Raw genomic sequence first — 23,200 nt, 5'->3', positions numbered from 1 at the left:
GGAGCCCACCGGCCGAAGCCGGCGGCACGAGTCCCCGCGCAGCACGCCGGCCGTCCGGCACCGAGCGTGTGCCCGGCGACGGCGATCCCGACACGCAAGCCGCCGGGCCGACCCGGACCGCGCCCACGCGACAACCAGGGCGACCGCCGGCTGCCCGAAAAGAAGGGCGCCCCCACGACGATTCGCGGGGGCGCCTTCTCGAGCCCAAGGATCAGGCGGCGGCGTTCTTCAGGTCCTGCGCGCGCTCGGTGTTCTCCCAGAGCAGCTCCGGGATCTCGCGGCCGAAGTGGCCGTAGGCGGCCGTCTGCTGGTAGATCGGGCGCATCAGGTCGAGGTCGCGGATGATCGCGGCCGGGCGCAGGTCGAAGACCTCGTTGATGGCCTTCTCGATCCGCTCGACCGGCACGTTCTCGGTGCCGAACGTCTCGACGAACAGCGACACCGGGTGGGCCTTGCCGATCGCGTAGGCGACCTGGGTCTCGCAGCGCTCGGCCAGGCCTGCCGCCACGACGTTCTTGGCCACCCAGCGCATCGCGTACGCCGCGGACCGGTCCACCTTGGACGGGTCCTTGCCGGAGAACGCGCCGCCGCCGTGCCGCGCGTAACCGCCGTACGTGTCGACGATGATCTTGCGACCGGTGAGGCCGGCGTCACCCATCGGGCCGCCGATCTCGAAGCGGCCGGTCGGGTTGACCAGCAGACGGTAGTTGTCGGTGTCGAGCCCCAGGCCCTCGAGCTCGGGCGCGATCACGTGCTCGCGGATGTCGGGAGTCAGCAGCGACTCGAGCGAGATGTCGGCGGCGTGCTGCGACGAGACGACCACGGTGTCGAGGCGTACCGGCTTGAGGCCGTCGTACTCGATCGTGACCTGGGTCTTGCCGTCGGGCCGCAGGTAGGGAATCGTGCCGTCCTTGCGGGCGGCCGACAGGCGGCGGGCCAGGCGGTGCGCCAGCGCGATCGGCAGCGGCATCAGCTCGGGGGTCTCCGAGCAGGCGAAACCGAACATCATGCCCTGGTCGCCGGCGCCCTGGGCGTCGAGCACGTGCTCGCTGTCGCCCTCGCGCAGCTCGAGGGCACTGTCGACACCCTGCGCGATGTCGGGCGACTGCGACCCGATGGAGACGCTGACGCCGCAGGAGGCGCCGTCGAAGCCCTTCTTCGACGAGTCGTATCCGATCCGCAGGATCGTGTCGCGCACGATGCTCGGGATGTCGGCGTAGGCCTGGGTGGTGACCTCGCCCGCCACGTGCACCTGGCCGGTCGTGATGAGCGTTTCCACCGCGACGCGGCTGCGGGGGTCCTGCGCCAGCAGTGCGTCGAGAATGCCGTCGCTGATCTGGTCAGCGATCTTGTCCGGGTGGCCTTCCGTGACCGACTCGGAGGTGAACAGGCGGCGTGCCACGGTGCTCCTCAGATTTGTCGAATACAACGTAACGCGGAAGTGTAGCCACCGCGCCGGATCGAAGACGCCTGGGTGCTACGCCGTCCCATCGTCTGCGACCTGGCGTTCCAGCAGCCTCACGACATGGTCGTAAATCATATCGGCCACATCGTCTTTAGGGAGTTCGGCGTAAGCGGCCGTGCTTCCGTCGGCCCCCAGCAGCGTGACCTCATTGTGGTCGGCGCCGAAGACGCGGTCCACTCCCACCTCGTTAACGACGATCAGGTCGGCACGTTTCTTGATCAATTTCGCTCGTGCGTGCTCGATCGCGTCGTGCGTCTCGGCCGCGAAGGCGACCAGAACCTGTCCGGGCCGCTTGCTCGCGCCCAGCTCAGCCGCGATATCCGGGTTCGTCACGAGCGCGATCGGCGCCGGCGTCCCGTCATCGGTCTTCTTGATCTTTTCCTCGGCGACGGTGGCCGGCCGGAAGTCGGCGGGGGCGGCCGACATCACCACCACGTCGGCGTCGACGGCCGCCTTCACCACCGCGACGCGCAGCTCCTCGGTCGTGCCGACGCGCACGATGTCGACCCCGGCCGGGTCGGGCAGTGTCACGTTCGCCGCGATCAGCGTCGTCCGCGCACCGCGGGCGGCGGCCGCCTTGGCCAGCGCATACCCCTGCTTGCCGGACGACCGGTTGCCGAGGAACCGCACGGGGTCGAGCGGCTCGCGCGTGCCGCCCGCCGTCACCACGACGTGCAACCTCGACAGATCACGATCAAGACCGCGCTTCCGTACGCGTCGCGCCAGCTCCCAGATCTCGGCCGGGTCGGGCAGGCGCCCCTTGCCGGTGTCCTTGCCGGTCAGCCGTCCGACGGCCGGCTCGATCACCACAGCGCCACGAGCCCGCAGGGTTGCGACGTTCGCCTGGGTGGCCGGGTTCTCCCACATCTCGGTGTGCATGGCCGGCGCGTACACGACCGGGCACGTAGCCGTCAGCAGCGTGTTGGTCAGCAGGTCGTCAGCGATGCCGTGCGCCGCCTTGGCCAGCACGTCGGCGGTGGCGGGCGCGACGACGACCAGCTCGGCCGCCCGCCCGATCCGCACATGGGGCACCTCGTGCGCGTCGTCCCACACGTCGGTCGCCACCGGCTGCCCGGACAGCGCTGCCCACGTCGGCGCCCCGACGAACTTCAGCGCGGCGGCGGTCGGGACCACCCGCACCCGGTCGCCCGACTCGGTGAACAAGCGAAGCAGTTCACAGGCCTTGTAGGCGGCGATGCCACCGGCCACTCCGAGCACCACTTCCGTCACCGCGGACCCCTTTCACGCTGTCGCCGACAACGCTAGCCCGCCCCGGTCGCCGCCGCGGAACCACCCGACATCCTGTGGAAAACTCCGGACAACACTGCATACGGGGAAAGGGCGGGCAGCAAAGATCCCGCGCCCGGTAAGCGGAGACGCGGGATCGATGGGACCGCGCGAAGGCGCGGCGTTGGATCGGCGGCGAGCCGATCAGGCAGCCCGGATCACGGGTTGTCGGTCGCCTCGGCGGTCAGCAGGCCGGCGTTGATCTCGCGCATGGCGATCGAGAGCGGCTTCTCCTGCGGCGTGGTCTCGACCAGCGGGCCGACGTACTCGAGGAGGCCCTCACCGAGCTGGCTGTAGTAGGCGTTGACCTGTCGGGCGCGCTTAGCCGCGAAGATCACCAGCGAGTACTTCGACGAGGTCTTGTCGAGCAGTTCGTCGATCGGCGGGTTGGTGATGCCTTCCGGGTTCGCGATGGTTCCCACAGTTCTCTCGCGTCCTTAAAAAGTTGATGGGCCTTAGTTCCAGGGCTTGCCCTGGGTTCTGAGCTTGCCTTGGGTCCTGGGCTTGCCTTGGGTCCTGGGCTTGCCCTAGTGCTCTGGGGCTTGCGCGGGCGTCAGAAATGACGAACCGAGCAATCCTACCAGCTCGTCGGCGGCCCGCTCGACGAAGTCGTTGACCACGGTCCGGTCGAATTCCTTCTCGGCGGCCAGTTCCTCGTCGGCGTGGGCCAGCCGGCGACGGATCGTTTCCTCGTCGTCGGTGCCCCGGCCGACCAGGCGGCGCTTGAGCTCCTCGACGCTGGGCGGGGCCAGGAACACCAGCTGGGCGTCGGGCATCGTGGCCCGCACCTGCCGGGCGCCCTGCAGGTCGATCTTCAACAGCACCGGACGGCCCTGCGAGATCCACCCCTCGACCTGTGCTCGCGGCGTGCCGTAGAGGTTGCCGGCGAACTCGGCCCACTCGAGAAGCTGACCGCCGTCGATCAGCCGCTGGAACTCGCTCCGGGTCACGAAGTGGTAGTGCTCGCCGTCGGTCTCGTAGTCGCGCTTCTTCCGCGTCGTCACCGACACGGACAGCTTGATCCAGGGCGAGCGCGCCCGGATCAGCTCGATCACGCTGTCCTTGCCGACCCCGGAGGGGCCGGACAGGACGGTGAGGCGGGCTGCCGGGCGCGCGTCGTCATCCATGCTCACAGGCTCATTCAACACGAGCCCATGAGTCAGTTCGCAGCGAACTCCCCCAGGAGGGCCTTGCGCTGCTGGTCGCCCAGACCACGCAGCCGGCGGCTGTCAGCGATCTTGAGCTTCTCCATGATCTGGGTCGCGCGGATCTTGCCGATGCCCGGCAGCGCCTGAAGCACGGCCGAGACCTTCAGCTTGCCGACGACCTCGTCCTCCTCCGCGCGGTCAAGCACAGCGGCGAGGGTGGTCTTGCCGGACTTGAGCTGTTCCTTCAGCTCAGCCCGAGCCTTGCGAACTTCCGCGGCCTTTTCCAGCGCGGCCTTGCGCTGCTCGGGGCTCAGTGACGGGAGCGGCACCAGTTCTCCTCAGGTCCCTATCGCGCCGTAGTCGAATACCGGCGCTTCTGTGAAACGTGGTGTGCCAGGGAACCAAAGGGGCATGTGGTTCCCGGCGCCGGGAAAACTAGCGGTCAACGGCGCTTTCGGCAACGTGGGGGTACCCCCGATCCGGCTGTCCGGCTGCCTGATAAGCAGGCGCGTTTCACCCGAGAGCGGTCTCACAGTCGGCCGCGACACGGTCCGCGGCGGCCCGCAGTTCGGCCACGCCGGGTCCCGCCGCGAGGACTTCCCGTGAGTACGACGGCAGCACGGTGCGCAGGCTTTCACCGAAGACGGACCGCAGGTCGGAGGGGGTGGCGCCCTGCGCGCCGAGCCCCGGAGCAAGCAGCGGACCGTTCACCCGGGACAGATCGTGTCCGGTGTCGCCGATTGTCGCTCCGATTACGAGCCCGAAGCTTCCGAGGGGCTCCGCACCCGCGTTGAGCAGGGAAATTTCATCGATCACGGTCTGCGCTACGGTCCTTTTGTCCTTTGCGACGGCATGCTGGACGGACGGTCCCTCCGGATTGGACGTGAGGCCCAGGACGAACACGCCGCCGCCGTTCGCCGCCGCCGCGTCGAACGCCGGCCGCAGGGAGCCCACTCCGAGATAGGGACTCACAGTAATCGCGTCGGCACACAGCGAACTCGACGGATCGAGATAGGCGCTCGCGTACGCGGCCATCGTCGAGCCGATGTCGCCGCGCTTCACGTCGAGAAGAACCAGCGCACCGGCCTCGCGGGACTGTCGGATAGTTGACTCAAGAATTCCGATGCCACGTGACCCAAATCTCTCAAAAAACGCGGACTGCGGCTTGAGCACGGCCACCCGATCGGCCAGTGCCTCGACCACCGTATGGGCGAAGCGTTCCAGGCCGGCGATGTCGTCGGTAAGCCCCCACCTGGTCAGCAGGGCGGCGTGCGGATCGATGCCGACGCAGAGCCGGCCCCGCTTGTCCATGGCCTCCGCGAGGCGCTTGCCGAAGGTCTCCATGCGGGCTCCCTCTTTGTGTCAGCAGTCAAGTGGTCAGTCAGGTTGCCGCCACCGCGGCGGCGATGCCCGAGACGATCAGGTCGACGTCCTCGGCGGCCGTCACGAACGGCGGCATCGTGTAGATCAGGTCGCGGAACGGGCGCAGCCATACCCCTGCCTCGACGGCCGCGGCGGTCGCCTTCGCCATGTCGACCGGATGGTCCAGCTGCACGACCCCGATCGCGCCGAGCACCCGTACGTCGGCGACCCCCGGCGCGGCCCGCAACGGCTCGAGCCCGGCCCGCAGACCGCTTTCGATCACCCGTACGCGGGAGGCCCAGTCACCGGATCGCAACAGGCCCAGTGACGCGTTCGCCACCGCGCAGGCCAGCGGGTTGCCCATGAAGGTGGGGCCGTGCGCGAGCCCGCCGCCCTCACCGGCCGAGATCGCCGCCGCCACCTCGGACGTGCACAGCGTCGCCGCCAGGGTCAGATACCCGCCCGTCAGCGCCTTCCCGACGCACATGATGTCGGGCGTCACCCCGGCCAACTCGGCGGCGAAGAACGACCCCGTCCGGCCGAAGCCCGTCGCGATCTCATCGAAGATCAAGAAGACGCCGTGTGCGGCCGTCACGTCCCGCAGGACGCGCAAATACGCCGGATCGTGGAACCGCATACCCCCGGCGCCCTGCACGACCGGCTCGACGATCACGGCCGCGATCTCGTCCGCGTGCCGCTCCACCAGGTCGGCCAAGGACGCGGCGTAGGAGCCGTCATAGCCGGTCGGCGGGGCCGGGGCGAAGATCTGCGGCGGCAGCACCCCGGTCCACAGCGAGTGCATGCCGCCGACCGGGTCGCACACGCTCATCGGATGGAACGTGTCGCCGTGATAGCCGCCGCGCCAGGTCGCGAGCTTGCGCCGCCCCGGCCGGCCCAGCGCGAGCTGGGCCTGCAGCGCCATCTTGATCGCGACCTCCACGCCGACCGAGCCCGAATCGCACAGGAAGACGTGTTCCAGCCCGTCCGGCGCGAGGTCGACCAGCGTGGTGGCAAGCCGGATCGCGGGCTCGTGGGTGAGCCCGCCGAACATCACGTGGCTCATCCGCTGCGACTGCTCGACGAGCGCGGCGTCGAGCACGGGGTGCCGGTAGCCGTGGATCGCCGCCCACCACGACGACATCCCGTCGACCACGTCCCGGCCGTCGGCCAGCCGCAGCCGTACGTCCTGCGCGCTCTCGACCAAGTAGGGCTCACTGCGTCCCGGCATCGGCCCGTACGGGTGCCAGACGTGCGCCCGGTCGAGGGCGAGCAGATCGGTCATATCGAACGCGCCGCCGCTCGCACCAGCGCGGGGCCGTGATAGATGAACCCGCTGTACAACTGCACCAGCGCGGCGCCCGCGTCGAACAGCCGCGCGGCGTCGTCGGCGCACATCACGCCGCCGACGCCGACGATCGGCAGCTTGCCGTCGGTCTCGGCGTGGACGAAGTGGACGATCTTGCGCGCCTTCTCGGTCAGCGGCGCCCCGGAGAGCCCGCCCGCCTCACCAGCCAGCGGCTGGTCGGCAGCCGCCAGACCCTCGCGGGCCAGGGTCGTGTTGGTCGCGATCACACCGGCCGCGCCGTGGCTCAGGCACACCTCGAGCAGCTCGGCGATGGCCGGCTCGGTGAGATCCGGGGCGATTTTCACCAGTACGGGGGTCTCCCCGCGCAACGCCCCCAGCAGCTCCGCGATGGCGCCCTTGTCCTGCAGGGTCCGCAGGCCGGGCGTGTTGGGCGACGACACGTTGACCGCGATGTAGTCCGCGTACGGGTGCAGCAGCCGGTACGAGCTCAGGTAGTCCTCGACGGCTTCACCCAGCGGGGTGACCTTGGACTTGCCGAGCGACACCCCCAGCGGCACCCCGATCGGGCCCAGCGCGCGCAGCCGCTCGGCCAGCGCGGCCGCCCCCGCGTTGTTGAAGCCCATCCGGTTGATGATCGCCCGGCTGTCCCGCAGCCGGAACAGGCGCGGCTTGTCGTTGCCGGGCTGCGCGTGCGCGGTGACCGTGCCGGCCTCGACGAAGCCGAACCCGAGCGCGGGCCAGGCCGGCAGCGCGACGCCGTTCTTGTCCATGCCGGCCGCGAGCCCGACCGGGTTGGGGAACGTCACGCCGAACGCCTCGACCGGCTTGGCCGTGGCATAGCGCCTCTTCAGCGCGGCGCGCACCGGGGCAGGCAGCGCGGCCAGGCGCTTGAGCGTGAACTCGTGCGCCGTCTCGGCGTCCCCGCCGCCCAGCCGGAACAGCACCGGCCGGACGGCGGACTCGAACAAGGTCACTTCGCGTCCCGCAGAGCGGCGTGCATCTCCTGCAGCGGGCGCACTGTCATGTCGCCGCGCATCAGCGCCTCGATGCCCATCACCGCGGCGGCCGCGCCCGGCACCGTGGTGATGCTCGGGATGTCCGCCGTGACCGCCGCGCTGCGGATCTCGTACCCGTCGTTGCGGGCGCGGGCGCCCGACGGCGTGTTGATGATCATCGCGATCTCGCCGGCCAGGATCAGCTCGACGGCGTTCTTGCCCGGGCTCTCGTAGTGCTTGGGCACGACCTCGCAGACCACGCCGTACCGGCGCAGCACCTCGCCGGTGCCGGCCGTGGTGACGATCGTGAAGCCGAGATCGGCCAGCCGCTTGATCGGGAAGACCATGGCCCGCTTGTCCCGGTTCGCCACCGACACAAAGATCTTGCCGGCGGTCGGGAGCGACCCGTACGCAGCGGCCTGCGACTTGGCGAACGCCTGCCCGAAGCCGGCGTCGATGCCCATCACCTCGCCGGTCGACTTCATCTCTGGGCCGAGCAGGCTGTCCACGCCGTGACCGGCCGGGGTGCGGAACCGCTTGAACGGCAGCACCGCTTCCTTGATCGCGATCGGCGCGTTCTCGGGCACGATGCCGCCGTCGCCCTCGGGCAGCAGCAGCCCTTCGGCCCGCAGTTCGGCGATGGTCGCGCCCAGCATGATCCGGGCGGCCGCCTTCGCGAGCGGCACCGCGGTCGCCTTGGAGACGAACGGGACGGTCCGGGACGCGCGCGGGTTGGCCTCGAGGACGTAGAGCGTGTCGTCCTTGAGGGCGTACTGCACGTTGAGCAGGCCGCGCACCCCGACCCCGCGGGCGATCGCCTCGGTGTAGCGGCGCACCTCGGCCAGATGCGAGCCGGCCAGGGTGATCGGCGGCAGCGAACACGACGAGTCGCCGGAGTGGATGCCGGCCTCCTCGATGTGCTCCATCACGCCACCCAGGTAGACCTCGCCGGTCTCGTCGCAGAGCGCGTCCACGTCGATCTCGACCGCGTCGTCGAGGAACCGGTCGACCAGCACCGGGTGGTCCGGCGAGATCTCGGTGGCCCGCTCGATGTAGCCCCGCAGCGTCGGCTCGTCGTAGACGATCTCCATGCCACGGCCGCCGAGTACGTACGACGGGCGGACCAGCACGGGATACCCGATCGTGTCGGCGATCGTCTTGGCCTCGTCGAAGCTGGTCGCGGTGCCGTGGTCGGGCGAGCGCAGGCCCGCCTTGGCCAGCACCGCGCCGAACAGGCCACGGTGCTCCGCCAGGTCGATCGACTCGGGCGAGGTGCCGACGATCGGGACGCCCGCGGCCTTGAGCCGGTTGGCCAGGCCGAGCGGGGTCTGACCGCCGAGCTGCACGATGACGCCGACCACGCCGGGGCCGCCGGTTGCCTTGCCGCTGGAGTCCTCGGAATGGAAGACCTCGAAGACGTCCTCGAAGGTGAGCGGCTCGAAATAGAGCCGGTCGGCGGTGTCGTAGTCGGTCGAGACAGTCTCGGGGTTGCAGTTGACCATCACGGTCTCGAAATCGACACCGCGCAACGCCATGACCGCGTGCACGCAGGAGTAGTCGAACTCGATGCCCTGGCCGATGCGGTTGGGGCCGGAGCCGAGGATGAGCACCTTGGGCCGGGCCGACGGCGCCACCTCGGTCTCCTCGTCGTACGACGAGTAGTGGTACGGGGTGTTGGCCTCGAACTCTGCCGCGCAGGTGTCGACGGTCTTGTAGACCGGGCGGACGCCGAGGCGGTGCCGCAGTGTGCGCACGCCGTCCTCGCCCGCGAGCTCGGGGCGCAGGGCCGCGAGCTGCTTGTCGGAGACACCCGAGCGCTTGGCCCGGCGCAGCAGCTCCTCGTCGAGCACCGGCGCGTTCATGATCTCCGTACGGAGGTCGACGAGCGCCTTGATCTCGTCGAGGAACCACGGGTCGATCCGGCCGCTGGCCTCGTGCACCTGCTCGACCGTGGCGCCCAGCCGCAGCGCCCGCTCGACGGTGTAAAGCCGGCCGTCGTGCGGGACCCGCAAAGCGGACAGAGCGTCCTCAAGTGAGCCGGGAGGATCGGCCTTGGTCCAGAACCCGGCAGCGGAGGTCTCCAGCGACCGCATCGCCTTGTTCAAGGCCTCGGCGAAGTTGCGCCCGAGAGACATCGCCTCGCCGACCGACTTCATCGTGGTGGTCAGCTCCGCGTCGGCCCCCGGGAACTTCTCGAACGCGAACCGCGGGATCTTCACCACCACGTAGTCGAGGGCGGGCTCGAACGCCGCGGGCGTCTTGAGGGTGATGTCGTTGGGGATCTCGTCGAGCGTGTACCCGATGGCCAGCTTGGCCGCGATCTTGGCGATCGGGAAGCCGGTCGCCTTCGAGGCGAGCGCCGACGACCGCGACACGCGCGGGTTCATCTCGATGACGACCAGGCGCCCGTTGTCCGGGTTGATCGCGAACTGGATGTTGCAGCCGCCGGTGTCCACGCCGACCTCGCGCAGCACGGCGATGCCGAGGTCACGCAGCTTCTGGTACTCGCGGTCGGTCAGGGTCATGGCCGGGGCCACCGTCACCGAGTCGCCGGTGTGCACGCCCATCGGGTCGACGTTCTCGATCGAGCAGACGACCACGACGTTGTCGTGCTTGTCGCGCATCAGCTCGAGCTCGTACTCCTTCCAGCCGAGCACGCTCTCCTCGATGAGCACCTCGTGCACCGGGGAGGCAGCCAGGCCCGTGCCGGCGATGCGCTCCAGATCCTCGTTGGTGTGGGCCATGCCCGAGCCGAGGCCACCCATGGTGAACGAGGGCCGGATGACCACGGGCAGCCCGAGCTCGGCCACCGTCGCGTGCACCTCGTCCATCGAGTGACAGACGCGCGAGCGCGGGGTCTCGCCCCCGGCCTTCGCCACGATGTCCTTGAAGAGCTGCCTGTCCTCGCCGCGGCGGATGGCGTCGATGTTGGCGCCGATCAGCTCGACGCCGTACTTCTCGAGGACGCCGCTCTCGTGCAGCGCGACCGCGGTGTTGAGCGCGGTCTGCCCGCCCAGCGTGGGCAGGATCGCGTCGGGGCGCTCCTTGGCGATGACCAGCTCGACGAACTCCGGGGTGATCGGCTCGACGTACGTGGCGTCGGCGAACTCGGGGTCCGTCATGATCGTGGCCGGGTTCGAGTTGACCAGCGAGACGCGGATGCCCTCGGCCCGCAGCACCCGGCACGCCTGGGTGCCGGAGTAGTCGAACTCGCAGGCCTGGCCGATGACGATCGGGCCGGAGCCGATCACCATCACGTGCTTGAGATCTTCACGTTTCGGCATCGTGATCAGCCCTTCTTTTCCACGAGCTCGACGAACCTGTCGAACAGGTAGTCGGCGTCGTGCGGGCCGGCGGCGGCCTCGGGGTGGTACTGGACAGTGAACGCGGGGACCTCGATCCCCCGCAGGCCCTCGACCACGTTGTCGTTGAGGCAGACGTGCGAGACCTCGACCCCGCCGAACTCTGTGCCGATCACGGTGTTGAGCGGCGCGTCGACCGCGAAGCCGTGGTTGTGGCTGGTCACCTCGACCTTGCCGGTGGTCTTGTCGAGCACCGGCTGGTTGATCCCGCGGTGGCCGTACCCGAGCTTGTAGGTGCCGAAGCCGAGCGCGCGGCCCAGGATCTGGCTGCCGAAGCAGATGCCGAACAGCGGCTTCTGCCGGCGCATGACCTCTTGGGCCAGCGCCACCGGGCCGTCGGCGGTGGCCGGGTCGCCGGGGCCGGGCGAGAAGAACACGGCGTCGGGCGAGACCGCGAGCAGCTCGTCGATCGTCGAGGTGGCCGGGAAGATGTGCGTCGTCACGCCCCGCGCGGCGAGCCGCTGCGAGACGTTCCGCTTGATCCCGAGATCGAGCGCGGCGACGGTGTAGCGATGCTCGCCGACAGCTTCCACGGTGTACCGGGAGGACGTGGTCACCTCGGCCGACAGGTCCGCCCCCACCATCTGCGGCGAGGACTGCACCCGGGCCAGCAGCGACTGCGGGTCCAGGTCGACCGAGGAGATGCCGACCCGCATCGCCCCGCGTGAGCGCAAGTGCCGCGTCAACGCCCGCGTGTCGATCCCGCTGATGCCGACGACACCCTCGGCCGCCAGCCGCTCCCCCAGATCACCGGTCGAGCGCCAGTTCGAGGGCCGGCGAGCCGGATCCCGTACGACGTAACCCGCGACCCAGATCTTGGAGGACTCGTCGTCCTCCTCGTTGACGCCGGTGTTGCCGATCTGCGGCGCGGTCTGCACGACGACCTGCCGGTGGTAGGACGGGTCGGTCAGGGTCTCCTGATACCCGGTCATGCCGGTGGTGAAGACGGCCTCGCCGAACGTCTCACCCAGCGCGCCGTAAGCGAGACCGGTGAACGTACGCCCGTCCTCGAGAACGAGGATCGCTTTACTCACTTAACAGCCTTCCCATCGAGGACCGTCGGCTCTCCCCGGAGGAAGGTCGCGACGATGCGACCCGGCAGGGTGGTGCCCGCGTACGGTGTGTTGCGGCTGCGGCTCGCCAGCTCGGCCGGGTCGACGACCCGCCGGGCAGACGGGTCCACCAGCGTGAGGTTGGCCGGATCGCCGACCGCCAGGCCGGTGCCGTGGCCGGTCAGGCCCGCGATCCGCGCGGGCGTCCGGGACATGCGCTCGGCGATCAGATCCCACTGCTCGCCCAGCACCGAGAGCACGACCGGCAGGGCGGTCTCGAGACCCACCATGCCCGGCCGGGCGTACGCCCATTCACATTCCTTGTCCTCCACGGCGTGCGGCGCGTGGTCGGTCGCGACGATGTCGATCACGCCCTCGACCAGGGCGGCTCGCAACGCCTCGACGTCGGAGGCCGTACGCAGCGGGGGGTTGACCTTGTAGACCGGGTCGTAGGAGGCGGCGAGCTCGTCGGTCAGCAGCAGGTGATGCGGGGTGACCTCGGCCGTCACCCGAACCCCGCGGGCCTTGGCCTGGCGCAGCACCTCGACCGAGCCGGCCGTGGAGACGTGGCAGACGTGCAGGCGGCTGCCCACGTGCTCGGCCAGCAGCACGTCACGCGCGATGATCGCCTCTTCGGCGACGGCCGGCCAGCCGGTGAGCCCGAGCCGGGTGCTGACCTCGCCCTCGTGCATCTGCGCGCCCTCGGTGAGCCGCGGCTCCTCGGCGTGCTGGGCGATGATGCCGTCGAACGCCTTGACGTATTCCAGCGCGCGGCGCATCAGGCGGGGGTCGGCGACGCAGTGCCCGTCGTCCGAGAAGATCCGCACGTTGGCCGCGGAGGTCGCCATCGCGCCCAGCTCGGCCAGCTGCTTGCCAGCCAGCCCGACGGTGACCGCGCCGATCGGCTGCACGTCGACCAGGCCGGCCTCGCGGCCCAGGCGCCAGACCTGCTCGACCACGCCCGCGGTGTCGGCGACGGGCGAGGTGTTGGCCATGGCGAAGACCGCCGTGTAGCCGCCCAGCGCCGCCGAGCGGGAGCCGGTCTCGACGGTCTCGGCGTCCTCCCGGCCGGGCTCGCGCAGGTGGGTGTGCAGGTCGACCAGGCCCGGCAGCGCCACCAGCCCGTCGGCGTCGATGATCTCCTCAGCGTCCGGCTTGTCCGAGATGCGCCCATCAGCGATCACCAGATCGCGCGGCGTGGCGCCCAGCAGGGAAACACCACGAAGCAGGTAAGAGGTCATGCCTTGCCCCCAAGCAGCAGGTAGAGAACGGCCATCCGGGCGCTGACCCCATTGGCGACCTGTTCGACGATCGTGGAGCGCGACGAATCCGCCACCTCGGGCGTGATCTCCATGCCGCGGTTCATCGGGCCGGGATGCATCACGATCGCGTGCTCCGGCAGCTTGCGCATGCGCGCGAGGTCGAGACCGTAGCGGCGGCTGTACTCCCGGGCGGACGGGAAGTACGAGTCCTGCATGCGCTCGGTCTGCACCCGCAGCATCATCACAACGTCCATGTCGGGCAGGACGCTATCGAGGTCGTACGACACTTCTGTCTTCGGCGACAGCGCGGCGGCGATGTCGACGGGGATGAGCGTCGGCGGGCCCACCAGCGTGACCTGCGCGCCCAGCGTCGTGAGCAGCAGAACGTTGGAGCGAGCGACCCGGCTGTGAAGCACATCACCCACGATGGCCACGCGCAGGCCGTCGATCCGGCCCAGGCGCGAGCGCATCGTGTACGCGTCGAGCAGCGCCTGCGTCGGGTGCTCGTGGGTGCCGTCGCCCGCGTTGACCACCGACCCGTCGACCCACGCGGCCAGCCTGTGCGGCGCGCCCGAGGCGGGGTGCCGGATCACGACCGCGTCGGCCCCCATGGCCTGCAGGGTCAACGCGGTGTCCTTGAGGCTTTCGCCCTTCGACACGCTGGAACCCTTGGCCGAGAAGTTGATGACGTCGGCGGAGAGCCGCTTCGCCGCCGCTTCGAACGAGATGCGGGTGCGCGTCGAGTCCTCGTAGAAGAGGTTGACCACCGTGCGGCCGCGCAGTGTCGGCAGTTTCTTGACCTCGCGGCCGGCCAGCGCCGCCATCTCGCCCGCCGTGTCCAGGATCAGGGTGGCGGTGGCCGCGTCGAGGTCGGCGGCCGAGCGCAAATGCTTGATCACTGGGCTCCCCCGATGAGTTTGACCTCGTCGAGGCCGTCGATCTCGGTCAGCGACACGCGGACGCTCTCGGCCTGCGAGGTCGGGATGTTCTTGCCGACGTAGTCGGCGCGGATCGGCAGCTCGCGGTGCCCCCGGTCGACCAGCACCGCGAGCTGCACCGAGCTGGGCCGGCCCTCGTCCTTCAGCGCGTCGAGAGCGGACCGGACCGTACGCCCGCTGAACAGCACGTCGTCGACGAGCACCACCCGCCGTCCGTCGATGCCGCCGCCGGGCAGCTCGGTCTTGCCGAGCGCGCGGGTCGCGTGCAGCCGCAGGTCGTCGCGGTAAAGGGTGATGTCGAGCGACCCGACCGGCACGTCGATGCCCTCGAAGGCGTGAATGCGGGCGGCCAGCCGGCGAGCCAGCGGCACTCCGCGAGTGGGAATTCCGAGAAGCACGGTGCCGGTGGCCCCGGAGGTCTTTTCGAGAATCTGGTGAGCGATGCGGTCGACGACCCGCTGCAGGTCGGACTCGCTCAAGATGATCTTGCTGGACGCGTCGGCGCGTGGCGATGCCACCGCGGACCCCCTTCCCCGCCTCACGGGACGGGTCGTTAAAGGACGTCTTCGGAACAACCCCGGACGGGGCCGCCCCTATGGCTGACGCTACGTTACCAGCGGATGCGGCAATGACCATGGTGACGTGGCTGACCACAGAACACGCCGGACGAATCCGACACTTCGCCCCGGGTACGCGCGACTCATAGGTAACCGACACTTGACCAGGGGTCGCAAACTCCGTACCGTCACGCTGCGTAGCGATCGCGGAGGGGAACCCTCCGGGCCAGCACAGTGGGAGTGTTCTTCAATGCCGTCTGAGTATGCCAAGTCGCTGGGGGCGCGCCTGCGCTCCATCCGGCAGCAGCAGGGCCTGTCCCTGCAGGGTGTGGAAGAGAAGTCGAACGGCCGGTGGAAGGCCGTCGTGGTGGGGTCGTACGAGCGCGGCGACCGTGCCGTCACCGTCTCGCGCCTCGCCGAGCTGGCCGACTTCTACCGGGTCCCCGTCTCGGAACTGCTGCCCGACGGCAGCGGAGTCCGCCTCGAGGCGACCAACAAGATCGTGCTCGACCTCGAGAAGCTCTACGACACCACCGGCGAGGACCTCGCCTACGTCGCCCGTTACGCCCGCGCCATCCAGCAGCAGCGCGGCGACTACAACGGCCGCGTCCTCTCCATCCGCGCCGACGACCTGCGGGCGCTGGCCATCGTTTACGACATCTCGCCGTCGGGCCTGATCGAGCGCCTGACCGAGCAGGGCGTTCTCGTGGCCGACCCCCGGGCGTTCTTCGCCAGCTAGTCCCGCTTCACAACACCGGCCCCCAACCGGTCACATCCCCGACCCCGACCACGCCGATCCCACCGTCGGCGCGAGTCCCGAGCCCGAAAAGCCCGTGGTTCACTCGCGGGCTTTTTCGCTGTCCGCGCCCTTCTCACGTCCAGATCAAAACCGTTTTCCCGTACGCGTCGTCGGCTCGGACAAACGCACCGGGACAGTTCTGGGCGTGCCGGCGACCTGGCTGCAACACCGGGCCGTAGGGCCCGCACGTGATGCTGCCATCGGCCGGGCCGCCGGGCGCGACGGCCGACATTACTGATCGTGTCGACCCCATCCACGAAGATCGACATCTCCGCCGGAATTTGCGCGATCCGTGACCCCCGCACCGCACACCGTCAGCTTTTTCGACCCGTCACCCGATCAGCGCACGCGACCCCACGCATCTCGGACCAGCACCCGATCAGCTCACGCGACGCCACGCATCTCTGACCAGCACCCGATCAGCTTGCGTGATGCCATGGCAGCTCGACGAGCCCGGCCCCGCCGGCCGAGACGAGTCCGGTCTCGCGGCCCGCAACGAGGTCGGTGAGTAGGTCGGCCAGGCGGAACGGGTAGACGGTCTCGTCGGTGGTGGCCAGCTCCCCAGCCAACCACCAGCGGAAGCCCGTGTAGGTCCGGCGCTCGAACGCGGTGTGCCGGCTGGTGTCCACTTCGTGCCGGTCGACGCGGTGCACGAAAAAGTCGTCCCGGAACAGGCCCTTCGCGAACGGCAGTTCGGCATGACCACTCGTGAACGCCACCGCCCGCAACTCGCGCGGCCGGACCGCGAGCCCCACCTCTTCGTGCAGCTCACGGGCGGCGGCCGACTGCAGCCGTTCCCACCACTTCACTCCGCCGCCGGGCGTGTACCACGCGTGCTCCTGCTGGGAGCGCGACGCCAGCCGCAACAGCAACACCCGGTCGGCGGAGTCGATCACCAGGACGCGGGCCGAACGGCGGGCGTAGCGAGGCATGGCCACACCCTACGACGCCCGGCCCGGTGAACCGGTGGACGAGCCCGGGACGCTGTCGGCATACCGATCGACATTCGTCCGCTCGCCGAGGGCGATCGGCCGCACGATTTCACCGCCGCGGCTCCTCACTGGGCGAACGGCCGCACGGTTTCACCGCCGCGGCTCCTCACTGGGCGAACGGCCGCACGGTCTCACCGCCACGGCTCCTCACCGGGCGAACGGCGGCACGGTTTCGCGCCGCCGCGGCTCTTCACTGCCGGAGCCCGACCCACCACCATCACGTGCGGGCGCTACGGCCCGGTGTTGCAGCCAGGCCGCCGGCACGCCCAGGGCTGCCCCGATGCGGTTGTCGGAGCCGACGACGCGTACGGAGGAACGGTTTTGATCTTCGGCGGGCGGGCCCCGAGGCGCGATGTGCGGTCGGGGCCCTAACGGTTTGATCTTCGGCGGGCGGGCCCCGGGCGCGATGACACCGTCGGGGCCCGGCCGATGATTACCGGGTGGCGAATTCGGCGATGCGGCCGAGGATGCCGTTGAGGAAGCGCGGGCTGTCGTCGGTCGACATCGTCTTGGCGAGCTCGACGGCCTCGGTGATCGCGACCGGGTCGTCGATCTCGGGGACGTACAGCAGCTCGTAGACGGCGATGCGGGCCAGGTTGCGGTCGATCACGGGCATGCGGTCGATCGTCCAGCCCTCGGCGTAACTGGCGATCAGCTCGTCGATGCGGTCGAGGTGCTCGGCCACGCCCTCGACCAGGCCGACGGCGTAGTCCAGATGCTCGGGGTGGGGCTTGGCGATCCGCTCGAGGTAGGTCGCCAGCACCTGCCGGGGCGGCAAGTCGCGCAGGTCGGCCTCGTAGAGCACGTCGAGGGCCCGTTTGCGCGCCTTGCGACGCGCGGGCATCTGCGTCTTGGGACCTTCGGCCATCTCAGGAACGACCGAGGTAACGGCCGTCGCGGGTGTCGACCTTGATCTTTTCGCCGGTGGTGATGAACAGCGGCACGTTGACCGTGGCGCCGGTCTCGACCGTGGCCGGCTTGGTGCCGCCGGTGGAGCGGTCGCCCTGCAGGCCCGGCTCGGTGTACGTGACCTCGAGGAAGACGCTGGTCGGCAGCTCGATGTAGAGCGGGACACCCTCGTGGGTGGCGACCGTGGCCTCGGCCTCGGGCAGCAGGTAGTTCGCGTTCTCGCCGACGGTGCCGGCGGGGACGGTGATCTGGTCGAACGTGTCGAGATCCATGAAGACGAAGTCTTCGCCGTCCTGGTAGAGGTACTGCATCGTGCGCTTGTCGACCGTGGCGGTCTCGACCTTGGTGCCGGCGTTGAACGTCTTGTCGACGACCTTGCCGGACAGCACGTTCTTCAGCGTGGTGCGGACGAACGCCCCGCCCTTGCCGGGCTTGACGTGCTGGAACTCCACGACCGACCAGAGGTCGCCGTCGAGGTTGAGCACCAGGCCGTTCTTGAGGTCGTTCGTGGAAGCCATGTTCGTGTAAGCCCTGTCTGCCTTTATGAAGGAACGAGTTCGGTGACCGACCGAGTTTACCGGCGCTTATGCTTTCCCGGCGAATCGGGCCAGGTGGGCCAGCGCCAGGCGGTAGCCGTCGACCCCGAGCCCGGCGACGACCCCGGTGGCGACGGCCGAGATGACCGAATGATGCCGGAATTCCTCGCGTGTGTGGATATTGGAGATGTGCACCTCGACGAGCCGCCCGCGCAGCATGGACGCGGCGTCCCGGATCGCGATGTTGTAGTGGCTCCACGCGGCCGGGTTGAGCACGACGTCGGCGCCCTCGTCGGCGGCCTGGTGCAGCCACTTGATCATCTCGTGCTCGGCGTCGGTCTGGCGCACGTCGACCTTGACGCCGAGCTCCTCGCCGGTTTCGAGGCAGAGCCGTTCGAGGTCGGCGAACGTGGTCGAGCCGTAGATCTCGGGTTCCCGGGTGCCCAGGCGGCCCAGATTCGGACCGTTCAGCACGTAGATCATCGCGCCACCTCCGCGTACGCCTGCTCCAGCAGGGCCTCGTCCGGGCCGGCCAGGATGCCGGGTTCGGCCAGTGCGTTCAGCACAACGAAGCGCAGGGTCGCCGCCCGGGTCTTCTTGTCGACACGCATCGCGCTCAGCAGCTCGGGCCACGCCTCTTTCGGATACGAGGTGGGGAGGCCGACCAGCGAAAGAACACGTCGGTGTCGATCATGATCGCTGGACGGAAGCCGCCCGGACAAATGCGACAAAGCCGCGGCGAAGATCAGGCCGACGGAGACCGCATGGCCGTGCTTCCAGGTGTACTTCTCGCGCTTCTCGATCGCGTGGCCCAGGGTGTGGCCGTAGTTCAGGATCTCGCGCAGGCCCGACTCCTTGAGGTCGACGCCGACCACCTCGGCCTTGACCCGGACCGCTCGCTCGACCAGCTCCCGCAGCACCGGGGACCCCGGGTCGACCGCCGCGGCCGGGTCGGCCTCGATGAGGTCGAGGATCACCGGGTCGGCGATGAAGCCGCACTTGATCACCTCGGCCAGGCCGGCCAGCAGGTCATCGGCGGGCAGGGTGCGCAGCGCGTCGAGGTCGCAGAGCACGCCGGCCGGCGGATGGAAGGCGCCGACCAGGTTCTTGCCGGCGGCGATGTTGATCCCGGTCTTGCCGCCGACCGCCGCGTCGACCATGCCCAGCAGCGACGTCGCGCACGGCACCCAGCGCACACCCCGCAGCCAGCTCGCCGCGACATAACCCGCCAGATCGGTCACCGCGCCACCACCGACGCCGACAACGACGTCCGTACGGGTGAAGTTGTTGTCACCCAGTCTGTCCCAGCACATGGCCGCGACGTCGACGGTCTTGCCGCGCTCGGCGTCGGGCACCTCGATCAGCAGCGCCGGAACCCCGGCCGCCTCCGCCACCCGCTCGGCCTGCGCTCGCAGCGGAGCGGAGAAGAGCACCGCCGCCTGGGCCGCGCCCTCGATCAGCGAGGGCAGCCCGCCCGCGAGATCACGTCCGACCAGCACGTCGTACGGACGGTCACCGCTCACCGAAATCCGAGTCACCACGGCCGACACCCTATCGGCGCCGGAATGGGGTTATATCTTTCTACCCCCACTAGGGTTACAAAGGATTCATGCCGAAAATCAACGTGTACCTTCCTGACGATCTGGCCGACTCCGTCCGCGAGAGCGGCATCCCGGTCTCGGCGATCTGCCAGCGCGCCCTGGAACAGGCGGTGCAGCGGGTCACTACGATCCGCGCGGCCCTGCTCGACGACCTGGACGCCGCCGAACTGGCCGACCGCCTCCCCACGCTCACGGCCCGGCTGATCACCGTCATCACGTTGGCGGCGCAACGGGCCCGCGACGCCGGCCGCAAAGCAGTGACAACGGGCGACCTGCTGCACGGCATGCTCGCCGAGGGCAACAACCTCGCGCTGCAGATCTTGACCGCGATGGACATCTCGCCCACCTCGCTGACCGCGCCCACAGGCCCGGAGCCGGGCGGCGCGGGGCCGGGCGGCGCGGGGCCGGGCGGCGCCACGTCAGGCGGCGCCACGCCGGGTGGCGCGGGTGGCGCGGCCGCCGGTTTGCGGTTCAGCCGGCACGCGGCAATGGCGCTGGAACAGACCGTCGGCGAGGCGATCGGTTTCGGTCACAACTACGTGGGCTGCGAGCATCTGCTGGTGGCCCTGACCGCAGAGCCCGACGGCGGGGCGGGCAAAACGCTGCGCGACCGCGGCGCCGACGCCAAGTCCACTCGCCGGGCGGTCGGGGTGGCCCTCGCCGGTTACGCCCACCTCCGCACCAACCTGAACAATCCCGGCGCTCCCGCGATGAGGGGGCTCCTCACCGCCGTACGGGCCGAGATCGCGCCCTTGATCGCCCGGATCGAGCGCTTGGAGGCCGCCGCAAAATAGCCGCCTGCAAAGGGGCGCGAGACAGGCCGCACCGAGGCTCGCAAGGGCGCGAGACCAGCCCACACCGAGCGCCCGCAAGGCTGCGAGACAGCCCACACCGAGCGCCCGCAAAAGCGCGAGACCAGCCCACACCGAGCGCCCGCAAAGAACGCGGGACAGCCGCAGGAGCCCAAGATCGATCGCCCCGCGGCGGAGAGCGGCTCCGGCTATTTCCGCAGCAGGGCGAGAGCCTCGGCGGCGATCTCGTCCGGCTCGCGGCCGTCGGTCTTGATCGTGTGGGTGGCGACCTCGGCGTAGAGCGGCCGGCGCTGGTCGAGCAGGTATTTCAGGGTGGCGCGCGGGTTGATCGCCAGCAGCGGGCGGCCCGCGCCGAGGCCCACGCGTTTGACCGCGTCGCTCAGCTCGACCGACAGATAGACCACCGTGTGCTTGTGCAGCAGCTCGCGGGTGCCCTCGTTGAGGATCGCCCCGCCGCCGAGGGCCAGCACGCCGTCGAAGGAGCCGAGCGCCTCGGCGATCGTACGGCGTTCGAGCTCGCGGAACACCTCTTCGCCGTCGTCGATGAAGATCTCGGGAATGGGCTTGCCCGCCTCGACCTCGATGATCGCGTCGGCGTCGGCGAACGGCACGCCCAGCAGCCGGGCGACCGCCGCGCCGATCGTCGACTTGCCGGCGCCGGGGGCGCCCACGAACACGGCCCGCGGCGCCATCAGCGGATGACCAGCGTGTCGAGGTAGCCCTGCAGGTTGCGCCGGATCTCGCCGACCGAGTCGCCGCCGAACTTCTCGACCGCGGCCTCGGCCAGCACCAGGGCGACCATGGCCTCGGCCACGATCGCGCCGGCCGGCACGGCTACCACGTCGGAGCGCTGGTTGATCGCCGTGGCCGGCTCGCCGGTGGTGACGTCGATGGTCTGCAGCGCGCGGTTGAGCGACGAGATCGGCTTGAGCGCGGCCCGCACCCGCAGCGGCTCGCCGTTGGTGATGCCGCCCTCGAGGCCGCCGGCGCGGTCGGTGACCCGTTTGACGCCGTCGGGAGTCGGAATGATCTCGTCGTGGGCGACCGAGCCGCGCGAGCGGGCCTGCGTGAAGCCGTCGCCGATCTCGACGCCCTTGACCGACTGGATCGACATGAGGGCGGCGGCCAGGCGCGAGTCGAGCTTGCGGTCCCACTGCACGTGCGAGCCCAGGCCCGGCGGCACCCCGTACGCCAGCACCTCGACGATGCCGCCCAGGGTGTCGGCGTCGCTCTTGGCCGCGTCGACCTCGGCCACCATGCGCGCGCTGGCCTCGGGGTCGAGGCAGCGCAGCGGGTCGGCGTCGATGCGCTCGGCGTCCTCAGGAGTGGGGATCAGGCCGCTCTTGGCCGCGACCGACCCAAGCTCGATGACGTGCGAGACGATCTCGATGCCGAGCGCCTGCTTGATCAGGGCCTTGGCCACCACCCCGACGGCGACCCGGGCGGCCGTCTCACGGGCGCTGGCGCGCTCGAGGATGGGGCGGGCGTCGGTGTGCGCGTACTTCTGCATGCCGGCCAGGTCGGCGTGTCCGGGACGCGGGCGGGTCAGCGGCGCGTTGCGGGCCTGTGCAGCCAGTTCCGCCGGGTCGACCGGGTCGGCCGCCATCACGGTTTCCCACTTGGGCCACTCGGAGTTGGCCACCCGGATCGCGACGGGGCTGCCCAGCGTGAACCCGTGCCGGATGCCGCCGATGATCTCGACGACGTCCTGCTCGAACTTCATGCGGGCGCCCCGGCCGTAACCCAGCCGGCGGCGCGCGAGATCGCGCCCGATCTCCGTGCTCGTCACCTCGACCCCGGAGGGAACACCCTCGAGGAGCGCGACGAGTGCCGGTCCGTGCGATTCACCTGCGGTCAGCCAGCGCAACACGGATGACAGTCTGGCATGTCACGCTGACCGGCCGCTAACGGGCTGCCGCCGCGGCGAGCAGAGCCGCCCGCATGGCCTCCTCGGGGGCGGGGGTCACACCGGTGAACTGCTCGAACTGGCTGAGCGCCTGAGCCAGCAAAAGATCAAGACCGGACAGCACCCGTACGTGGTGAGCCCGCGCGTCGGCCGCGAGGGGTGTCGGCCAGGGGTCGTAGAGGGCGTCGAAGAGCACCGTCCCCGCACGCCAGGGCACATCGCCGGCCAGGTGGTCGGCCGCGCCCCTGGGCACTGTCGAGATCACGGCGTCCGCCTCGAAAGCGGCGCTCGCGTCCTCCCACGCCACGCCCCGCAGCGTGATGCCGAGGGCCTCGGCCACGGGTCTCAACTCCTCGCGCGCCGCTGGCCGCCGGGTCACCACCGTGACGGCCGGCGCGCCGAGCTGGGCCGCCGCCGCGAGGGCCGCCCGTGCCGTGCCCCCACCACCGAGCACAGTCACCGTCGGAGCAAAGGCCGAACCGCCGCCGAGTTCACTGCCGGGAGTATCCGGGGCCGCCCCGCCGTCGGGCTCGGCGCCCGTGGGAGCGGCCGCCGGCCCCGCGTCGGTGAGCACCCGCACCATCCCGGCCACATCGGTGTTGTCGGCGTGCCACCCGTCGTCACGGCGTACGAGGGTGTTGGCCGCACCGACCGCAAGCGCCACCGCCGTCGCCGAGGAGGCCAGGCGCAGGCCCTCCTCCTTGAGCGGCATGGTCAGCGACAACCCGGCCCACTCGGGCCCGAGCCCGCCCACCAGCCCCGCCAGCTCCGACTCGGCGCACTCGAAGGACGAGTACGCCCAGCCGGACAGCCCCGCCGCGGCGAACCCCGCGTTGTGGATCACGGGCGACAGCGAGTGCGCGATCGGTTTGCCGCACACGGCGGCGCGGCGGGACGGGCTCGTGGTCACG

At 70.1% G+C, this 23,200-nt stretch carries 23 protein-coding genes; 2 read left to right on the top strand and 21 right to left on the bottom strand.

The genetic code is table 11. The annotated features are described in order from the left end of the window. Positions 1 to 211: 211 nt before the first annotated feature. From metK to pyrR, 13 genes are all read right to left on the bottom strand, one after another. The gene (gene metK, locus C8E87_RS26635; RefSeq protein WP_133875621.1) at positions 212 to 1,402 is read right to left on the bottom strand and encodes a methionine adenosyltransferase; all 1,191 of its coding nucleotides are present in this window, start codon (positions 1,400 to 1,402) and stop codon (positions 212 to 214) included. 75 nt (positions 1,403 to 1,477) lie between these two features. Further along, positions 1,478 to 2,695, bottom strand: coding sequence for a bifunctional phosphopantothenoylcysteine decarboxylase/phosphopantothenate--cysteine ligase CoaBC (coaBC, locus tag C8E87_RS26630; RefSeq protein WP_133875620.1), 1,218 nt, complete (start codon positions 2,693 to 2,695; stop codon positions 1,478 to 1,480). A 215-nt stretch (positions 2,696 to 2,910) separates the two neighbouring features. Further along, positions 2,911 to 3,174, bottom strand: a complete 264-nt coding sequence (gene rpoZ / locus C8E87_RS26625; RefSeq protein WP_015623990.1) for a DNA-directed RNA polymerase subunit omega — start codon at positions 3,172 to 3,174, stop codon at positions 2,911 to 2,913. A gap of 105 nt (positions 3,175 to 3,279) precedes the next feature. Then, on the bottom strand, positions 3,280 to 3,879 hold the full coding sequence (gene gmk / locus C8E87_RS26620) for a guanylate kinase (protein ID WP_133875619.1): 600 nt from the start codon (positions 3,877 to 3,879) through the stop codon (positions 3,280 to 3,282). A 32-nt stretch (positions 3,880 to 3,911) separates the two neighbouring features. Beyond that, positions 3,912 to 4,229, bottom strand: a complete 318-nt coding sequence (gene mihF / locus C8E87_RS26615; RefSeq protein ID WP_133875618.1) for an integration host factor, actinobacterial type — start codon at positions 4,227 to 4,229, stop codon at positions 3,912 to 3,914. A 184-nt stretch (positions 4,230 to 4,413) separates the two neighbouring features. Then, complete coding sequence (gene pyrF, locus C8E87_RS26610) at positions 4,414 to 5,244, bottom strand: orotidine-5'-phosphate decarboxylase (RefSeq protein WP_133875617.1); 831 nt, start codon at positions 5,242 to 5,244, stop codon at positions 4,414 to 4,416. Positions 5,245 to 5,281: 37 nt separating this feature from the next. Beyond that, the gene (locus C8E87_RS26605; RefSeq protein WP_133875616.1) at positions 5,282 to 6,544 is read right to left on the bottom strand and encodes an adenosylmethionine--8-amino-7-oxononanoate transaminase; all 1,263 of its coding nucleotides are present in this window, start codon (positions 6,542 to 6,544) and stop codon (positions 5,282 to 5,284) included. After that, positions 6,541 to 7,542, bottom strand: coding sequence for a quinone-dependent dihydroorotate dehydrogenase (locus tag C8E87_RS26600; RefSeq protein WP_133875615.1), 1,002 nt, complete (start codon positions 7,540 to 7,542; stop codon positions 6,541 to 6,543). Before C8E87_RS26600 ends, C8E87_RS26605 begins: the two co-directional genes overlap by 4 nt. After that, complete coding sequence (gene carB / locus C8E87_RS26595; protein ID WP_133875614.1) at positions 7,539 to 10,847, bottom strand: carbamoyl-phosphate synthase large subunit; 3,309 nt, start codon at positions 10,845 to 10,847, stop codon at positions 7,539 to 7,541. The genes C8E87_RS26600 and carB overlap by 4 nt, the downstream gene beginning before the upstream one ends. A gap of 5 nt (positions 10,848 to 10,852) precedes the next feature. After that, the gene (gene carA / locus C8E87_RS26590) at positions 10,853 to 11,959 is read right to left on the bottom strand and encodes a glutamine-hydrolyzing carbamoyl-phosphate synthase small subunit (protein ID WP_133875613.1); all 1,107 of its coding nucleotides are present in this window, start codon (positions 11,957 to 11,959) and stop codon (positions 10,853 to 10,855) included. Next, positions 11,956 to 13,218: a dihydroorotase gene (locus tag C8E87_RS26585; RefSeq protein ID WP_133875612.1), complete on the bottom strand. Its 1,263-nt coding sequence runs from the start codon at positions 13,216 to 13,218 to the stop codon at positions 11,956 to 11,958. Before C8E87_RS26585 ends, carA begins: the two co-directional genes overlap by 4 nt. Next, positions 13,215 to 14,138: an aspartate carbamoyltransferase catalytic subunit gene (locus C8E87_RS26580; protein ID WP_133875611.1), complete on the bottom strand. Its 924-nt coding sequence runs from the start codon at positions 14,136 to 14,138 to the stop codon at positions 13,215 to 13,217. Before C8E87_RS26580 ends, C8E87_RS26585 begins: the two co-directional genes overlap by 4 nt. Beyond that, positions 14,135 to 14,695, bottom strand: a complete 561-nt coding sequence (gene pyrR, locus C8E87_RS26575) for a bifunctional pyr operon transcriptional regulator/uracil phosphoribosyltransferase PyrR (RefSeq protein WP_133875610.1) — start codon at positions 14,693 to 14,695, stop codon at positions 14,135 to 14,137. The genes C8E87_RS26580 and pyrR overlap by 4 nt, the downstream gene beginning before the upstream one ends. Before the next feature lie 289 nt (positions 14,696 to 14,984). Between pyrR and bldD the strand changes: the two genes are divergently transcribed. Beyond that, positions 14,985 to 15,473 carry a transcriptional regulator BldD gene (gene bldD, locus C8E87_RS26570; RefSeq protein WP_020517563.1) on the top strand — a complete coding sequence of 163 codons (489 nt, stop codon included), beginning with the start codon at positions 14,985 to 14,987 and terminating at the stop codon, positions 15,471 to 15,473. A 479-nt stretch (positions 15,474 to 15,952) separates the two neighbouring features. Here bldD and C8E87_RS26565 read toward each other — a convergent pair whose 3' ends face one another. The 5 genes from C8E87_RS26565 to aroB form a co-directional block, all read right to left on the bottom strand. Further along, positions 15,953 to 16,465, bottom strand: coding sequence for an NUDIX hydrolase (locus C8E87_RS26565; RefSeq protein WP_133875609.1), 513 nt, complete (start codon positions 16,463 to 16,465; stop codon positions 15,953 to 15,955). A gap of 493 nt (positions 16,466 to 16,958) precedes the next feature. Continuing rightward, the gene (gene nusB / locus C8E87_RS26560; RefSeq protein ID WP_203720513.1) at positions 16,959 to 17,369 is read right to left on the bottom strand and encodes a transcription antitermination factor NusB; all 411 of its coding nucleotides are present in this window, start codon (positions 17,367 to 17,369) and stop codon (positions 16,959 to 16,961) included. Positions 17,370 to 17,394: 25 nt separating this feature from the next. Then, positions 17,395 to 17,952 carry an elongation factor P gene (gene efp / locus C8E87_RS26555; RefSeq protein WP_133875607.1) on the bottom strand — a complete coding sequence of 186 codons (558 nt, stop codon included), beginning with the start codon at positions 17,950 to 17,952 and terminating at the stop codon, positions 17,395 to 17,397. Positions 17,953 to 18,018: 66 nt separating this feature from the next. Continuing rightward, complete coding sequence (gene aroQ / locus C8E87_RS26550; protein ID WP_133875606.1) at positions 18,019 to 18,453, bottom strand: type II 3-dehydroquinate dehydratase; 435 nt, start codon at positions 18,451 to 18,453, stop codon at positions 18,019 to 18,021. Next, a complete protein-coding gene (gene aroB, locus C8E87_RS26545) occupies positions 18,450 to 19,520 on the bottom strand; it encodes a 3-dehydroquinate synthase (RefSeq protein ID WP_133875605.1) in 1,071 nt (356 codons plus the stop codon). The genes aroQ and aroB overlap by 4 nt, the downstream gene beginning before the upstream one ends. A 59-nt stretch (positions 19,521 to 19,579) precedes the next feature. On the opposite strand from aroB, the gene C8E87_RS26540 reads away from it, so the two are divergent. Further along, positions 19,580 to 20,365 (top strand): Clp protease N-terminal domain-containing protein, encoded by a 786-nt coding sequence (locus C8E87_RS26540; protein ID WP_133875604.1) that lies wholly within the window; start codon positions 19,580 to 19,582, stop codon positions 20,363 to 20,365. A 206-nt stretch (positions 20,366 to 20,571) separates the two neighbouring features. Here C8E87_RS26540 and C8E87_RS26535 read toward each other — a convergent pair whose 3' ends face one another. From C8E87_RS26535 to C8E87_RS26525, 3 genes are read right to left on the bottom strand one after another with little or no spacing between them, the layout of a single operon-like run. Then, entirely contained in the window at positions 20,572 to 21,075 is a 504-nt protein-coding gene (locus tag C8E87_RS26535) for a shikimate kinase (protein ID WP_133875603.1), read from the bottom strand. Beyond that, positions 21,075 to 22,253 carry a chorismate synthase gene (gene aroC / locus C8E87_RS26530; RefSeq protein ID WP_133875602.1) on the bottom strand — a complete coding sequence of 393 codons (1,179 nt, stop codon included), beginning with the start codon at positions 22,251 to 22,253 and terminating at the stop codon, positions 21,075 to 21,077. The genes C8E87_RS26535 and aroC overlap by 1 nt, the downstream gene beginning before the upstream one ends. Before the next feature lie 34 nt (positions 22,254 to 22,287). Beyond that, on the bottom strand, positions 22,288 to 23,199 hold the full coding sequence (locus tag C8E87_RS26525; RefSeq protein WP_239079993.1) for a shikimate dehydrogenase: 912 nt from the start codon (positions 23,197 to 23,199) through the stop codon (positions 22,288 to 22,290). Between the last annotated feature and the right edge of the window lies 1 nt (position 23,200).

The sequence above is a fragment of the Paractinoplanes brasiliensis genome (genome assembly GCF_004362215.1).
Classification (GTDB): domain Bacteria; phylum Actinomycetota; class Actinomycetes; order Mycobacteriales; family Micromonosporaceae; genus Actinoplanes; species Actinoplanes brasiliensis.
This window is presented reverse-complemented; position numbering and strand designations above follow the sequence as displayed.

What these genes read in the sequence shown, in the direction of transcription:
- carB (WP_133875614.1), bottom strand. Translation starts at nt 10,847, where the DNA reads ATGCCGAAACGTGAAGATCTCAAGCACGTGATGGTGATCGGCTCCGGC.
- C8E87_RS26565 (WP_133875609.1), bottom strand. Translation starts at nt 16,465, where the DNA reads ATGCCTCGCTACGCCCGCCGTTCGGCCCGCGTCCTGGTGATCGACTCC.
- efp (WP_133875607.1), bottom strand. Translation starts at nt 17,952, where the DNA reads ATGGCTTCCACGAACGACCTCAAGAACGGCCTGGTGCTCAACCTCGAC.
- C8E87_RS26585 (WP_133875612.1), bottom strand. Translation starts at nt 13,218, where the DNA reads ATGACCTCTTACCTGCTTCGTGGTGTTTCCCTGCTGGGCGCCACGCCG.
- C8E87_RS26540 (WP_133875604.1), top strand. Translation starts at nt 19,580, where the DNA reads ATGCCGAAAATCAACGTGTACCTTCCTGACGATCTGGCCGACTCCGTC.
- C8E87_RS26605 (WP_133875616.1), bottom strand. Translation starts at nt 6,544, where the DNA reads ATGACCGATCTGCTCGCCCTCGACCGGGCGCACGTCTGGCACCCGTAC.
- bldD (WP_020517563.1), top strand. Translation starts at nt 14,985, where the DNA reads ATGCCGTCTGAGTATGCCAAGTCGCTGGGGGCGCGCCTGCGCTCCATC.
- pyrF (WP_133875617.1), bottom strand. Translation starts at nt 5,244, where the DNA reads ATGGAGACCTTCGGCAAGCGCCTCGCGGAGGCCATGGACAAGCGGGGC.
- C8E87_RS26535 (WP_133875603.1), bottom strand. Translation starts at nt 21,075, where the DNA reads ATGGCGCCGCGGGCCGTGTTCGTGGGCGCCCCCGGCGCCGGCAAGTCG.
- aroQ (WP_133875606.1), bottom strand. Translation starts at nt 18,453, where the DNA reads ATGATCTACGTGCTGAACGGTCCGAATCTGGGCCGCCTGGGCACCCGG.
- nusB (WP_203720513.1), bottom strand. Translation starts at nt 17,369, where the DNA reads ATGCCCGCGCGTCGCAAGGCGCGCAAACGGGCCCTCGACGTGCTCTAC.
- gmk (WP_133875619.1), bottom strand. Translation starts at nt 3,879, where the DNA reads ATGGATGACGACGCGCGCCCGGCAGCCCGCCTCACCGTCCTGTCCGGC.